The sequence below is a fragment of the Pseudomonas caricapapayae genome (assembly GCF_001400735.1).
Lineage (GTDB): Bacteria > Pseudomonadota > Gammaproteobacteria > Pseudomonadales > Pseudomonadaceae > Aquipseudomonas > Aquipseudomonas caricapapayae.
The window spans coordinates 91,385-104,295 of sequence record NZ_LJPW01000125.1; the positions used below are offsets into that span (position 1 = coordinate 91,385).

11 protein-coding genes and 3 pseudogenes are annotated in these 12,911 nt (G+C 56.7%); 3 read left to right on the plus strand and 11 right to left on the minus strand.

Annotated elements, in window-relative coordinates:
• Positions 1-2 precede the first annotated feature (2 nt).
• Both ALO80_RS17440 and ALO80_RS17445 read right to left on the minus strand, forming a co-directional pair.
• The gene (locus ALO80_RS17440) at positions 3-875 is read right to left on the minus strand and encodes an ABC transporter permease (RefSeq protein ID WP_055009902.1); all 873 of its coding nucleotides are present in this window, start codon (positions 873-875) and stop codon (positions 3-5) included.
• Positions 872-1,789: pseudogene (locus ALO80_RS17445) on the minus strand (ABC transporter ATP-binding protein); the annotation flags it as partial. The pseudogene ALO80_RS17445 and the gene ALO80_RS17440, both read right to left, overlap by 4 nt.
• Before the next feature lie 102 nt (positions 1,790-1,891).
• Here ALO80_RS17445 and ALO80_RS29750 point away from each other — a divergent pair.
• Positions 1,892-2,005, plus strand: a pseudogene (locus tag ALO80_RS29750) (ABC transporter ATP-binding protein); the annotation flags it as partial.
• Positions 2,006-2,141: 136 nt separating this feature from the next.
• The gene (locus tag ALO80_RS17450; protein WP_055009904.1) at positions 2,142-2,981 is read left to right on the plus strand and encodes an IclR family transcriptional regulator; all 840 of its coding nucleotides are present in this window, start codon (positions 2,142-2,144) and stop codon (positions 2,979-2,981) included.
• Between the two features lie 214 nt (positions 2,982-3,195).
• Here ALO80_RS17450 and ALO80_RS17455 read toward each other — a convergent pair whose 3' ends face one another.
• The 6 genes from ALO80_RS17455 to ALO80_RS17480 form a co-directional block, all read right to left on the minus strand.
• Positions 3,196-4,719: a methyl-accepting chemotaxis protein gene (locus tag ALO80_RS17455; protein WP_235812491.1), complete on the minus strand. Its 1,524-nt coding sequence runs from the start codon at positions 4,717-4,719 to the stop codon at positions 3,196-3,198.
• 383 nt (positions 4,720-5,102) lie between these two features.
• Positions 5,103-6,065, minus strand: a complete 963-nt coding sequence (locus ALO80_RS17460) for a class I SAM-dependent methyltransferase (RefSeq protein ID WP_055009906.1) — start codon at positions 6,063-6,065, stop codon at positions 5,103-5,105.
• A 65-nt stretch (positions 6,066-6,130) separates the two neighbouring features.
• Complete coding sequence (locus ALO80_RS17465; protein WP_055009907.1) at positions 6,131-6,835, minus strand: YoaK family protein; 705 nt, start codon at positions 6,833-6,835, stop codon at positions 6,131-6,133.
• Positions 6,836-6,882: 47 nt separating this feature from the next.
• Positions 6,883-7,110 carry a hypothetical protein gene (locus ALO80_RS17470; protein ID WP_003317903.1) on the minus strand — a complete coding sequence of 76 codons (228 nt, stop codon included), beginning with the start codon at positions 7,108-7,110 and terminating at the stop codon, positions 6,883-6,885.
• 131 nt (positions 7,111-7,241) lie between these two features.
• On the minus strand, positions 7,242-7,583 hold the full coding sequence (locus ALO80_RS17475) for an FKBP-type peptidyl-prolyl cis-trans isomerase (protein ID WP_055009908.1): 342 nt from the start codon (positions 7,581-7,583) through the stop codon (positions 7,242-7,244).
• Positions 7,584-7,720: 137 nt separating this feature from the next.
• Positions 7,721-8,002, minus strand: a complete 282-nt coding sequence (locus ALO80_RS17480; RefSeq protein ID WP_055009909.1) for a hypothetical protein — start codon at positions 8,000-8,002, stop codon at positions 7,721-7,723.
• A gap of 645 nt (positions 8,003-8,647) precedes the next feature.
• Between ALO80_RS17480 and ALO80_RS17485 the strand changes: the two genes are divergently transcribed.
• Positions 8,648-10,216, plus strand: a complete 1,569-nt coding sequence (locus ALO80_RS17485; protein ID WP_055009910.1) for a TerC family protein — start codon at positions 8,648-8,650, stop codon at positions 10,214-10,216.
• A gap of 69 nt (positions 10,217-10,285) precedes the next feature.
• On the opposite strand, the gene ALO80_RS17490 is transcribed toward ALO80_RS17485, so the two are convergent.
• From ALO80_RS17490 to ALO80_RS17500, 3 genes and pseudogenes are all read right to left on the minus strand, one after another.
• Positions 10,286-10,861 carry a GNAT family N-acetyltransferase gene (locus ALO80_RS17490; RefSeq protein ID WP_055009911.1) on the minus strand — a complete coding sequence of 192 codons (576 nt, stop codon included), beginning with the start codon at positions 10,859-10,861 and terminating at the stop codon, positions 10,286-10,288.
• 59 nt (positions 10,862-10,920) lie between these two features.
• Positions 10,921-11,601, minus strand: a complete 681-nt coding sequence (locus ALO80_RS17495; protein ID WP_055009912.1) for a hypothetical protein — start codon at positions 11,599-11,601, stop codon at positions 10,921-10,923.
• A pseudogene (locus tag ALO80_RS17500) lies at positions 11,598-12,911 on the minus strand (hypothetical protein); the annotation flags it as partial. The pseudogene ALO80_RS17500 and the gene ALO80_RS17495, both read right to left, overlap by 4 nt.

Consider the following 12,911-nt stretch of genomic DNA (forward strand, 5'->3'; position numbering starts at 1 on the left):
GATCATTCCCCCAGAGTTTTTTTGTAACGGCCTTCGATCATGCGGTTCCAGGACAGCATCACCAGCAGGTTGACCAGCAGCAGGGCCACGGCCAGGGTCGCGCCCATCGGCCAGTTCAGTTCCGAGAGGTATTGGTCGTAGATCACCGTGGCGACCATCTTCAGGCGTCGACCGCCAAGCAGGCCGGGAATGGCGAAAGAGCTGGCGGCGAGGCCGAACACAATCAACGAGCCAGACAGCACGCCGGGCATGACCTGCGGCAGCACGATCGAACGCATGACTCTTGCCTGACTGGCACCCAGCGACAGCGCGGCCTGTTCGGCAGTGGGGTCGAGCTTTTGCAGCGATGTCCAGACCGGAATGATCATGAAGGGCAACATGACGTGGACCAGGGCGATGATCACCGCAAAAGGGGTGTAAAGCAGCTTCACCGGCCGCCCGCCCATAAACTGGATAGCCTGATTGATCAACCCGTCCGCCCCCAGCAGCAGGCTCCAGCCGAACGCTCTGACCACGACTGAAATCAGCAAGGGTGTCAGGATCAGAATCAGGAAGATCGAGCGCCACGGTGTCCCCATCCGGCTCAGAATGTAGGCCTCCGGCACACCGATCAGCACGCACAGCAGGGTCACCAGCGCACTGATCCAGAAGGTGCGCAGGAAGATTTCATAGAAATACGAGTCGCTGACCACGGCCATATAGTTGGCCAGCGTGTAGCTGTCGCTTTTCACCCCGACCTGATAGTCGAAAACGTTGAACGACAGCAGCAGGGTCAATCCCAGGGGTAGCACCAGCAAGCCGATATACAACGCCAGTGCCGGGGCCGACAGCCAGTAACCGCGGCCGCCCTGACGCATTTCGGTCAGCAGACTCATGTGCGCACCTCGTCGGCATCCAGCACGCGCAGCAACTCGGTGGGCCAGTCCATGTCGACCGCTGCGCCTTGTTCCAGCGGTGCCTGGCCGTCGTTGCGGCGTACCACGGTCACTTCGCCGATGTCGGTGTGAATCCGGTACAGCCACTGGCTGCCGAGAAAGTAACGCATGACGATGCGCCCGGACAGCCGTCCGCAGCCAGGTGCCACCAGATCGATCTTCTCCGGACGCAGGCTGAGGGTCAGCGCGCCATTGCCGGGCAGTTGACGAACCTGCGGGCTGCCAGTGCTGTCCAGATCGCCCTGCAACATATTGGCTTTGCCGACAAAGCCCGAGATGAAGCGTGTACGCGGGTGCTCGTAAAGTGTGTAAGGCTCGTCGATCTGGGTGATGCGCCCGGCCTGCATGACAACCACCCGATCACTGATCGACAGGGCCTCGGCCTGATCGTGGGTGACCATCAGCGTGGTAATCCCCACTTCATTCTGAATGCGGCGAATCTCGAACTGCATCTCTTCGCGCAGATTGGCATCCAGGTTGGACAGCGGTTCGTCGAGCAACAGCACCGGCGGTTCGATTACCAGCGCCCGCGCCAATGCGACGCGCTGCCGTTGCCCACCAGACAGTTCGCGCGGGTAGCGCTCGGCATGCTGGCCAAGACGCACCAGTTGCAGCACCCGGTTGACTCGCTGTTGCAACTCGGCGGCAGGCACTTTGCGCATGCGCAGGCCGAATGCAACGTTGTTGGCGACGGTCATGTGGGGAAACAGCGCATAGCTTTGAAACACCACGCCCAGGCCCCGACTGCTGGGTTTGGCGTGAGTGATATCGCGACCGTCGAGCACGATGCGCCCGTCACTGACTTCAACGAAGCCGGCGATCATTTGCAGGGTGGTGGTCTTGCCGCAGCCGGACTCAGAGCGAGCACCAACGTCCACAGAGCTGTATGACTTCATTTCGCATCTGCCCATGACAAAAGCGTGCCTCGGCGCGCATGCATAAAGGTGGAAGCAGGTATGGCATTTCTGCAGCTCGAAGGTCTCTCCAAGCGCTACGGTTCCATAGACGCAGTGGTCGCCACGAATCTGGCCGTCGACAGGGGCGAATTCTTTTCACTGCTCGGCCCATCCGCTACCGATGATTGTTCAAATCGCCCCTGTGGACTGAGAGTAGGACGAAGGCTAGGATGGGCTCAATAAGCAATTTCACTGAATAACATTTTTCTTTTAGTTAATTCTCTCAGTGAAAAAATAGCGGGCGTTATCAATGAAAAATTTCACTGATCGGAATAGTGACGCTACGCAAGTCGGTGTTGGCGCTGTTTCCCGGCTGTTCGCCGTATTGCGGTGCCTGGGCGATTGTGACGAAGGCGGCGAGCGGGTCACGCAGTTGGCGCAGCGGGTCGGGTTGTCACAACCCACCACACACCGCTTACTGCGCAGTCTGATGGACGAAGGCATGGTCGAGCAGGACCTGCTCAGCAAGCGCTATCGGTTGAGTATCGAGTTCTTTGCGTTGGCTGCAAAAGCCGGCAACACCGGTAATCTGCGCGACGTGGTGCGGCCCAGCCTGCTGCGCCTGTCTGCGTCGTTGGGGGACTCTTTGTTTTTACTGGCACGCAGCGGTTTCGACGCAATCTGCCTGGACCGCAGTGAAGGTCCTTACCCGATCCGCACGTTTACCGGCGACATTGGTGGCCGTGTCGCGTTGGGCGTGGGGCAGGGGAGTCTGGCGATTCTGGCTTTTCTGCCTGAGGAAGAGCGGGAGACAGTCATTGCCTACAACCTGCCGCGCCTCAAGGATTTTCACCTGTACGACGAGGTGTTTCTACGCTCGGAGGTCGAAAACGTGCGCCGCCTCGGCTACGCCGGGCGTAATACCGGGGCGCTGCCAGGCATGGCCGGGCTGGCAGTGCCGATCCTGGACCGCAGCGGTCGGGCCGTGGCGGCGCTCAGCGTGGCGACCATCACTGATCGATTGGGGCCTGATCGTCTGACGACCGTGGTCGAGTTGCTCAAGCGCGAAGCCGCAGTGATCAGTGCCAGAATCAACCCGTTCGACCCTTCGCTGCGACGACCCAGCCAGGTATTCGGGCAGGCGGAATAGCGCAGCGATGAGGATATCTCGCCAGGCCTGACTGAAATTATCGCGATTGCAGCGACCCGCCAGGACAACGTCAAAGGTACCCAGAACGCCGGTCATGAGCTGAAAGACCGGTCAACGCGCATCGACAATGTGATCTCGCGTGATCCACTTCGCATGCGCTTGCGCCTTTCCGGCCCTGGTAAGGCGCAAAAGCGCAGCTCAAGTCGGCTGTTGGTCAGACTGAAAACTTCGCCACCATACGATTCAGGTCCACGGCCAAGCGGGACAGCTCCTGGCTCGCAGTAGACGTCTGGCTGGAAGCTGAAGAACTCTGCGCCGACAGGTCGCGAATACTCACTAGGTTTTCGTCGACCGAGCGTGCAACGTGCGCCTGCTGTTCAGAGGCGGTCGCAATCATCAGGTTGCGTTCATTGATGTGGCTGATCGATGAGGTGATGTCCTTGATCGCGATGCCGGCTTGCTGGGCGATCAGCAGGGTTGCGTCGGTTTCCGCATTACTCTGCTTCATCGACTGGACGGCTTCATTGGAGTTTTTCTGGATCCCCTGGATCATCTGTTCAATTTCCTGGGTAGACGTCTGCGTGCGGTGCGCCAATGCCCTCACCTCATCGGCGACGACCGCAAAACCTCGGCCCTGTTCGCCGGCGCGTGCGGCCTCGATAGCGGCGTTGAGCGCCAGCAGGTTGGTCTGCTCGGCAATGGCCCGAATCACGTCCACGACCTTGGCAATGCTCTGTGCCTGGCTGGCCAACCCTTCAACTTCAGCGCCGGTTCTGTCCACCGTAGTACTGAGTTTTTCCAGTGCTGCAATGGTCTGGCCCACGCAATCCTGGCCGGTCTGCGCCGACTTTTCACACGCTTGGGTAGAGGTCGAGGCCGCGACGGCATTGCGTGCCACTTCCTCGATGGCCGCCGTCATCTGGTTGACCGCAGTGGCCGCCTGCTCGGTTTCCTGGGTCTGGCGTTGTATGCCCTGCGTGGAATCCTGTGTGATCGAGCTCATTTCTTCGGCTGCCGAGGCGAGCAGGCCGGAAGCGTCGGAAATATGCTGAATCGTGTCCTTCAGGCTGGAAAGCATTGCCGCGCTGGCTTTTTGCAATTCGGTCAGTTCGTCGGCACCGTTGATTTCCACCGTCGTACGCAAATCACCTTCGGCGATACGGCGTGTGGAATCGAGCAGTGCCTTGACCGGTCTTGCGATGCTGCGGGTGAACACTGTTGCCACGATCAAGGTAATGACGACGGCAAGAATAATCAGCGTGAAGGTGACGGTTCGCCCGCTTTCATAATTCCTGTCGGACACCTGGCCAGATTGTTCGGCCCCTTTGAGATTGACCTCTATCAACTTTTCTATCGAGGCCTGTAATGCCTTTGCCTGCGGGCTGGTGACGTCGCGAATGAATACGAATAATTCACTGTCGGATTTGCGAGTACTGAGTTCAACAAGTTCATCGATTTTGGCGATATAGGCCACGGCGTCGGCCTTTACTTTACGGTAGGCATCTTCTTCTTCCGGACTCGATACCAAAGGACCGTAAGTGTCAGCGTTTTGCAGTAACGAGTTTTTTAATCCATTGAGCTTGTTCATTGACTCGGCAGACCGTCTGTCGTCATCCATGACAAAGCGCCGAGCGTCGAGGCGATAAAGCAGACCGGCGGTCTCGATACGGCCTGCCTGCCTTACGCTGGGCAACCAGTCGTTCTGCAGTTGTTTGGCGGACTGGTGAAGCCCGTCCATCTTGAGGAGCGCATGGGCGCCGAGACCGGCGAGCAGCAGGCAAATAATGCCGAAGCCGAGAAACGCCCTGAGGTTCAATCCGATATTTCTTATTGGCATTATGGATCCCCTTTGTGTCACCACTTCATGGCGGGGGCCATTGTACAAATGTGGGCGACTTGATATCACTCTAGTGGCGTGGTTTAAAAAAAACTACTGCCCAGCGTAAAAATTTTTACTCTTTATTCGGGAAGTATCAAGGAGCGGAAAGTTGGTTAATAGTCAGACTTTTATAGAGGCATATTCTTGAGTGAGAAAAGGTTGTCAGTGTACTTCCCGTCACATTACATGCATCGTTGCAGTCGCCAGCGACACCCGAGTGCCGCTGGCCGGAATTTTCGCCGTCAAGCCCATCCCGAGCGGTTCAACCCTTCTGCCTTGAACACCAGGGCTTTCAAACCACCGTCGACCCGAGCATCCGGGAATTCCGGCGGGTTCTCCAGGCGCTGTTCGAAGCGCAGGCAGGGCGCCTCGATTGCGGTGTGCTGAATCAAAAACTCGGGCCCCAGCGCGGGGTCGTTCATGCACGCCAGTACCGACCCGTCTTCATCGAGCAGTTCCGGCAGGCGGCGCAATACCCGCTGGTAGTCCTTGTCGAGCATGAAGCTGCCTTTCTGAAAAGACGGCGGGTCAATGATGATCAGATCATAAGGGCCGGAACGGGTGACTTTAGCCCACGACTTGAACAGATCATGCCCGAGAAAGGTGACGCGGCTGAGGTCCTGATCATTGAGCCGGTGATTCTCTCGGCCACGATTCAGGGCTGCCCGGGCCATGTCCAGATTCACCACATGGTCGGCGCCGCCGGCCAGGGCTGCCACCGAGAAGCCACAGGTGTAGGCAAACAGATTGAGGATGCGTTTGCCTTTTGCCTGAGCCTGTACCCATTCACGGCCGTAGCGCATATCGAGAAACAGACCGCTGTTCTGTTTCTTGCCGAAGTCGACTTTGTAGCGCAGGCCGTTTTCGGTGATCACCCATTCATCCACGACTTCGCCGGACAGCCATTGCGTGGTGCTCTGCGGCAGATAGCGGTGTTGCAGCAGCAGGGTGTGAGCCTGACTTTGCTGCCACTGCGACGTGTCGATCAATTCATTCAGCAGCTGTGTCAGTGCTTCCAGTTCGTGCTCAAGAGGGGCCTTGAACAGCGAGACCAGCACCACCCCCTGCATCCAGTCGACGGTAATGTGCTCCAGTCCAGGCCATACTCGACCACGGCCGTGAAACAGGCGGCGGGTTTCAGTCGGGACGTTGTTCAAGGCGGCAAGTAGCTGCTGTTGCAAGATGGCGAGTGCTTCAGAGGTCATGACGAAGGTCGGTTGTGAACGGCGGCGTATGGTAAACGTATTTCAGCGGATGGGAATCGCAGGGTTCAGCGTGGGATGTAGTGGCGTTGCCAGCGATGGGGAATTTTCAGTGAAACCAGCCCCAGCAATGCCGACAGGCCTGCGCTGATCAGCAGGGCATTGAGCCCCAGGTGTTGCTCGAGGATTGCGCCGACCACCGCGCCGACAAACATGCCGACCCACGGGACCAGCTGCACGCGCCAGCCATCTCGGCGTTCACCCAGCATCCAGCGGCCCAGACCACGACCGAAACGCGACAGTGCACCGGTCACGTAGGTCAGGCCGACCGGTAACCCGTTGACCTGTTCGACAGCAGCATTGAGCATGCCCATCGCCAGGATGGCCCAGACCAATGCCAGCATGTTGCTTTCCAGTGGCCACGCTGCGGCGGCGCACAGCAGCGTGGCGATCGCCAGCAGCAAGGGCAGGGCGCGTCTGCCGCCAAGCCGCGCAACTACCACGCCCAGCGCGTTGCCGGCAATGAAAGCAAGGATTGCGAGGGTCAGACGTACCGTCACACTCAGGTCGCCATCACTGATCGCGACTGCAAGCCGGGTGGTGTTGCCACTCATGAATGAAACGAAATCGCCGGTTGCCATAAAGCCAATGGCATCGGTCATGCCAGCCAGCACCGACAGGCTCGCGATTAGACACATGCCGACCCGTCCACGCCATTTCTGCATGCTCAGTTGCCGTGGGCTGGCGCTGATTCTGGCGGGCTGTGGCAGCATCGAAGGCCCTCTGGACCGAAAGCACGACTGAACTCGGGTACTGCGATTTACAGCGGCTTGGCGCGCACGATTCTCTTGGCCTTGACCTCATCGGCATAGGCTTTGAGCTGATCGGCATCGCTGTAGAGGCGGTTGACCATCTGCAGCACTGCAGTGACGTCTACATCGTTCATTTGCGAGGCCAGTTTGAGAATTTCTTCCGCCGTGTTTTCCAGATTGGTTGCTGTCCCTTTCAGGTGCCGCTTCAGCTCCTGAGTCGACTTATTGAGCGCCATACGTGTTCCTGTGCCAAGACCTTGAATTCCATACCCGGAGCATGGCTTTTTCCGCGATAACAAGCAATCAGGCGTGTGCCTGTATCTCCCAGGTTATCGGCCGATTCATGACGATCTGCAAGGCGTGGTGCTCAATCGTCGCGGGTCAGCACTTCAAGCAGTTCGATCTCGAACGTCAGGTCTGCGCCGGGTTTGATGTGCGCGCCCATGGTTCTGTCGCCGTAAGCCAGATGGGCCGGGACGAACAGCTTGCGTTTGCCTCCCACTTTCATGCCCATCAAGCCCTGATCCCAGCCCTTGATGACGCGCCCGGTGCCGATCACGCACTGAAACGGTTTGCCGCGCTCGTGTGAGGAATCAAAGACGGTGCCGTCTTCCAGGGTTCCGGTGTAGTGCGTGGTGATCAGCGCACCCTTGACCACTGCCTTGCCCTCGCCGGGGTGCAGATCGGTAATTTGTAACTCTCTGGTCATTACGCGGCTTCCGGTTACAGCGCGCTCTGTCATTGGCGCGAGCGGGCTTTCTCGCAGAAAAGCGTGCCCATGACAAGCCGTTGAAACGAAAATGGGGAAAGCTTTCGCTTCCCCCATTTAGTTGAACCCAGCAGCTGTCAGAGATTCTGCGAACTGACGACCATGGCTTGGGCGATGTTCTCTTTCTGCTCCTGAGTGAAGCCGTCCCAGATGTTGGTCTTGGCGTAGTAACCCAGGCCAGCCAGGCAATAAAGGCTGAGGGTCAGAACAATGACGATCGAAACGAAGGTCCAGCGGCCTTCATCATCGTTTTCACGTGTGAAGCTGCGCGAATAGCTGTCCTCTGCGTTGCGAAAAAACAGCGCGGAAGATAGGCGCTTGAGCCACTGGAAAAAATGAACAACAACGATGCGCAGCATGGGTAAATCACCTCAAAGGTCAAGAAAACGGGTTGCCGGGATGCCAATGAGGCATCGGATGCAAAAGCTGAAAACGAAAAAAGCCCGTCTATGACGGGCTTTCTTTTTATGATTCTGTTCAGGCGAGCAGTGGATAGCGATGTGAAGCTGATCGCGAGGAGCACTGCGCATGCATGACGTTATGGAAACATTTTAAAACAAATGGCGGGGCGCATCTACCCGCGACATTCTGTTGTCAGACAACTGGTAGTGCCTGGAGGTGTGACAAAACGTCGCCCCATGTGCGTGTGCTGCTCGGCAAGCAGCATGCCTCGCGGTCAAGTCTTGTAATACTTTCTCAACGTACGAAACATCTACAGGTATTGTACGATCAGCGCCCGTATTAATTTTCAGGACTGTATGAATACCCTCCAGGAGCCTCCGAGTTGTCCTCCTCCCATCGCTTATGGCTGGCCGGTGATCTCAATGTTACCGAGCAGGCCGCTTCATTCGAACGTCTTTCTATTTAACCTCCTGCACTGCCTGGATTCCGGCAGACCTTCGCGTCCTGACGCTGCAACGCCATGCCTGACGTTCAGCCATGGTGGCTGGTCTACAGTGACCCATACCAACCCCTGTCATTTTTATCGTGAGGCTGCATAAACCATGGAATGGATCGCTGATCCCACGGCATGGCTTGGCCTGCTGACCCTTATCGTGCTGGAACTGGTACTGGGTATCGACAACCTGGTGTTTATCGCCATCCTTGCGGACAAACTGCCCCCTGAACAACGTGACAAGGCGCGCGTCATCGGCTTGTCGCTGGCGTTGATCATGCGCCTTGGCCTGCTGGCGAGCATCTCCTGGATGGTGACGCTGACCGAGCCGCTGTTCGAGGTATTCGGCAAGACGTTCTCCGGCCGTGACCTGATCATGCTCTTTGGTGGTGTGTTCCTGCTGTTCAAGGCCACCATGGAGCTGCACGAACGGCTGGAAGGCCATGTCGCCCAACGCGCCGGTAATGCGGGCTATGCGTTGTTCTGGCCTATCGTTGCGCAGATTGTCGTACTGGACGCCGTGTTCTCGCTGGATGCGGTGATTACCGCCGTGGGCATGGTCGAGCACCTGTCGGTGATGATGATCGCCGTGATCTTCTCCATCGGCCTGATGATGATTGCCAGCAAGCCGCTGAACAAATTCGTCAACAGCCGCCCCACGGTGATCATGCTGTGTCTGGGCTTCCTGATGATGATCGGCTTCAGCCTGACTGCAGAAGGCCTGGGTTTCCATATTCCCAAAGGCTATCTGTATGCGGCCATCGGCTTCTCGATTCTCATCGAGGTGTTCAACCAGATCGCCCGCAAACGCAGCAAGAAGTCTGCTAACGGGCACCTGCCACGCCGCGAGCGTGCAGCCCATGCGGTGATGCGTCTGTTGGGCGGACGCAAGCTGGAGTCAGGTGATGTGGATGAAGAAATCACCGACATGCTTGAGGGCGAAAGCAGCGAGCCGGTGTTTGATCGTCGTGAGCGGGTGATGATCAGTGGCGTACTGCAACTGGCAGAGCGGCAGATTCGCACGGTGATGACGCCAAGGGCCGAAATCGACTATATCGACCTGAACGACAGCGCCGAGAAGATCCGTCTGAAACTGATGCACTCGTCCTACTCGCGCCTGCCGCTGATTGGCGAGCGCGGTATCGATGAGCCGCTTGGCTTCGTGCACAAGAAAGAACTGTTCAAGGAGCTGCTGTCCGGCAACGAGCCCGACTTGAAACTGATGTCGCGCAAGGCAATCAACCTGCTGGAAAGCTTCACCATCCTCAATGCCCTGGAGCAGATGCGCAAGGAGTCGACGCACATTGCCTTCGTGGTCAACGAGTTTGGTGACTTCATCGGCGTGTTGAGCATGACCGACATTCTCGAGTCCATCGCTGGCCAACTGCCTGACGCCAGCGAAGTGGAAGGCCCGGACATCGTCGAGCAGGGCGAGGACTTCGTAGTATCGGGTGCCTTGAACCTGAGTCTGATTCGCGAGCGCACCGGCTTTCAGGCCAGGGCGACCGAGGATTACCAGACTTTGGCCGGATTGGTCATGAGCCTGCTGGATCGTTTGCCTTCCACCGGCGACAGCCTCAGTTGGCAGGGCTGGGACCTGCACGTTGTCGGTGTGGAAGAGCGCCGAGTGACTCGGGTCTTGTTGCAGAAGCAGCCCGATGCAGGCTCTGGCAAATAAGCACCGAGCAATAACAAAAACGGGGCCTTCTCATGGTGAGCTGGCCCCGTTTTCATGTGTGCGTCATGCTTATTTTCGACGCGGACGCGACACCACGGATTCGATATTCTTGCGGCCGATCAGCTTGGGCTGCGCAGGCTCTTCGGCCACCGGCTCGTCAGCCAGCCACTTGAACATCACCAGACAATCCACCAGGCCCAAACGGGCATGACGATAAGCCTTCGGCAACCGCCCGACGGTCTCGAAACCCAGCTTGTTCCACAACCCGACCGCCACCTCATTGCTGGCGACTACCGAATTGAACTGCATCGCCAGAAACCCGCTGTCGCGTGCCAGTTGCTGCGAGTGCTCGCACATCAACCGCGCCACACCCCGACCACGCGCAGCGTCCGTCACCATGTAGCCACAGTTACAGACGTGATTGCCCGGGCCTGCCGCATTGGCCTTCAGGTAATAACTGCCTAAAAGCTGGCCATCTTCCTCGGCAATCAGGGTATGCAGAGGCAGCTTCATCCAGACATCGCGAGCCTGCTCCTGAGTGAGGGCAGGGTCGTAGGCGTAGGTTTCCTGAGCGATGACGACAGCCTGAAAGGTGGGCCAGAAGCGCTCGAAGTCTTCCGGTGTCATGGGGCGAATCTGGATCATGGTGAGGCCTTGGTGGGTAGGGCTTGAATTCCGGCGTGTACGTTAGCTTGGGCGTGCTACTACTTCCAGGCTTTTTCAGTGAACTCGGCAGTGGAGGGGAGCACTGTATGGAGAAAATCCAGGTACTTGTTGAACAGTACCTCGTGCTGAAAGCGGGCTTCGAAGCCTAGTGTGACGTCAGTGCGGTGGGTGATGATCATCAAGCGTTTGCGGTCGACGGTGACAAAGTTGTACTCGTCCCATGGCAGGCTTTGTTCGTGGTGGATGGGATTTTCCCAGTTGAGTAGCTTGATGGCTGCGATACAGGCCATGGCTACCGGGCCGACCAGGAAGAGCATTGATCCGGTGAGTATGGCTACGAATACGAACAGCATGATCACGGCAATGGCCATGCCTTTGAAAAAGTAAGAGGCGAAGTCGGGGTAGTGAAGGTAGTACTCTACGAGGGCGTGGTTGGTGGTGATGGTGTAGTTGTAGATGGTTTTTTGGCGGATGAGCAGGCATAGATAATAAGCAAGAATTCCCGCAAGCGCGAGTATCGTGCCTACTAATGAATAGAGACTGTCTGAAAACATTATCCAGCCTCCCCAAATGAAAAGTGTGCTTCCTGTTAGGTAGACTGCGATAAATGTTGACTGAGTTATCATCATTTCTCTGGGCGATCTCGCAAGTGTTTTGATTTTCCAGTTCAGAACGTCTTTACTTATCGACAGATACAAGGCTTTTTCTTGCTGATTCATACAGGTATATCCTCTGCTACTTCCAGAGTCGGTGTGCCAATTCTGCTTGATGCCTTCACTTCAAGCTCCACAGCAGCCAAACCATCGATAGCAGTATCGCCTCTTGTGCCAAGCTCCATCTGAAACAGATAGCTTCTATCGTCCTCGCCAGGATTGATCAGAGTGACCGGGTACCAGATTTGCAGCTCCAAATATGTTGCGTCCATGTCGAGCGGCACCCAGGTTTCCCAGATGAGGTCTTCATTTTCAGGTGGCATGAGAGGATAAGTGAAATCTTCACTTGCCTCGCCAGCTGGCTTGTTGGTAAGCATCCCGAACTGTTCGGCCTTCCTGAATTGCCCACGGTCCAGAAAAGCTTGATGCAGTGCGTCGTCTATTTTTTCTATAGGTAGCACGCCCCATGGTCGCTTGCTGCTCACTATGTTGAAGTGCACGGACTCCCCGCGTACCAGATTTGGCAAGCGTACTTGTACTCCAGCGCCATTTTGTACCGCTACGCTGTAGTAATCGCCTTTGCCAAGATAACGATTCTCATAGTGCACGGTGCTTTTGACATGAATCTGCGGAGACAATTGAATTTCTATCAATGCGCGTACATCGTCACTCTTGCCTTTGGCAGTCTTGGGGTAGCGATAGTCTAAGGTTTTCGACCAACAGCACTTGCGTAGCCACCAGCCCACGCTGTCTTGCTTGAAATAACTCAAAGCCATCGTAGTAAAAAGATATATAGAACCTATTACGAGCAGCGCCACACTGAACCATGGGCTCATCGCAACAATTGTGAAGACGCTTGCAGGGGACAACCCGGCCATCAATTGAAAAGTTGAGCCTACTCCCATTGCGAATATAGAAATGCCCTTTACAATAATCGCGTCCTTTTCCTCTGATGTTTTCGCTGCGTAGAAATCATTTCTGACATCAAATAGTTCAAGCGTAACCGCCGCCAGCCCAAACCCACCCATAGCCACCATCGAAACCCTGAACCCACGTATGGCATCACCCCATGCGAGATTTCCCTTCGCCCTCCAATAACCCGCAGAGCGATCCAGAATCCCCACATTCTTGCCATCAATCAGCACCGGCGTTGCATCCCTGATCACCGCCCAAGGCGCTTCAACAAATACCGCCATCAACAGGTTCAAGCTATACCCCAACCCATACGCAACCTTGCCGATGTCCTTGGCACTGAAGTCTCCATCCCGAGTCAGGTCGCGATAGGTTAAGGCGGTGTTGATGAAGTTGAGCATGATCACGCCCCAGGTGATCGAGCCGGCAATCCCTCCCAGTCCATCGAGCCAGCGCCTGGCGGT

Excerpts from the sequence above, each read along its gene's own strand:
- ALO80_RS17450 (WP_055009904.1), top strand. The coding sequence starts at position 2,142 with ATGAAAAATTTCACTGATCGGAATAGTGACGCTACGCAAGTCGGTGTT.
- ALO80_RS17460 (WP_055009906.1), bottom strand. The coding sequence starts at position 6,065 with ATGACCTCTGAAGCACTCGCCATCTTGCAACAGCAGCTACTTGCCGCC.
- ALO80_RS17480 (WP_055009909.1), bottom strand. The coding sequence starts at position 8,002 with ATGCTGCGCATCGTTGTTGTTCATTTTTTCCAGTGGCTCAAGCGCCTA.
- ALO80_RS17465 (WP_055009907.1), bottom strand. The coding sequence starts at position 6,835 with ATGCTGCCACAGCCCGCCAGAATCAGCGCCAGCCCACGGCAACTGAGC.
- ALO80_RS17440 (WP_055009902.1), bottom strand. The coding sequence starts at position 875 with ATGAGTCTGCTGACCGAAATGCGTCAGGGCGGCCGCGGTTACTGGCTG.
- ALO80_RS17455 (WP_235812491.1), bottom strand. The coding sequence starts at position 4,719 with ATGGACGGGCTTCACCAGTCCGCCAAACAACTGCAGAACGACTGGTTG.
- ALO80_RS17495 (WP_055009912.1), bottom strand. The coding sequence starts at position 11,601 with ATGAATCAGCAAGAAAAAGCCTTGTATCTGTCGATAAGTAAAGACGTT.
- ALO80_RS17490 (WP_055009911.1), bottom strand. The coding sequence starts at position 10,861 with ATGATCCAGATTCGCCCCATGACACCGGAAGACTTCGAGCGCTTCTGG.
- ALO80_RS17470 (WP_003317903.1), bottom strand. The coding sequence starts at position 7,110 with ATGGCGCTCAATAAGTCGACTCAGGAGCTGAAGCGGCACCTGAAAGGG.
- ALO80_RS17485 (WP_055009910.1), top strand. The coding sequence starts at position 8,648 with ATGGAATGGATCGCTGATCCCACGGCATGGCTTGGCCTGCTGACCCTT.
- ALO80_RS17475 (WP_055009908.1), bottom strand. The coding sequence starts at position 7,583 with ATGACCAGAGAGTTACAAATTACCGATCTGCACCCCGGCGAGGGCAAG.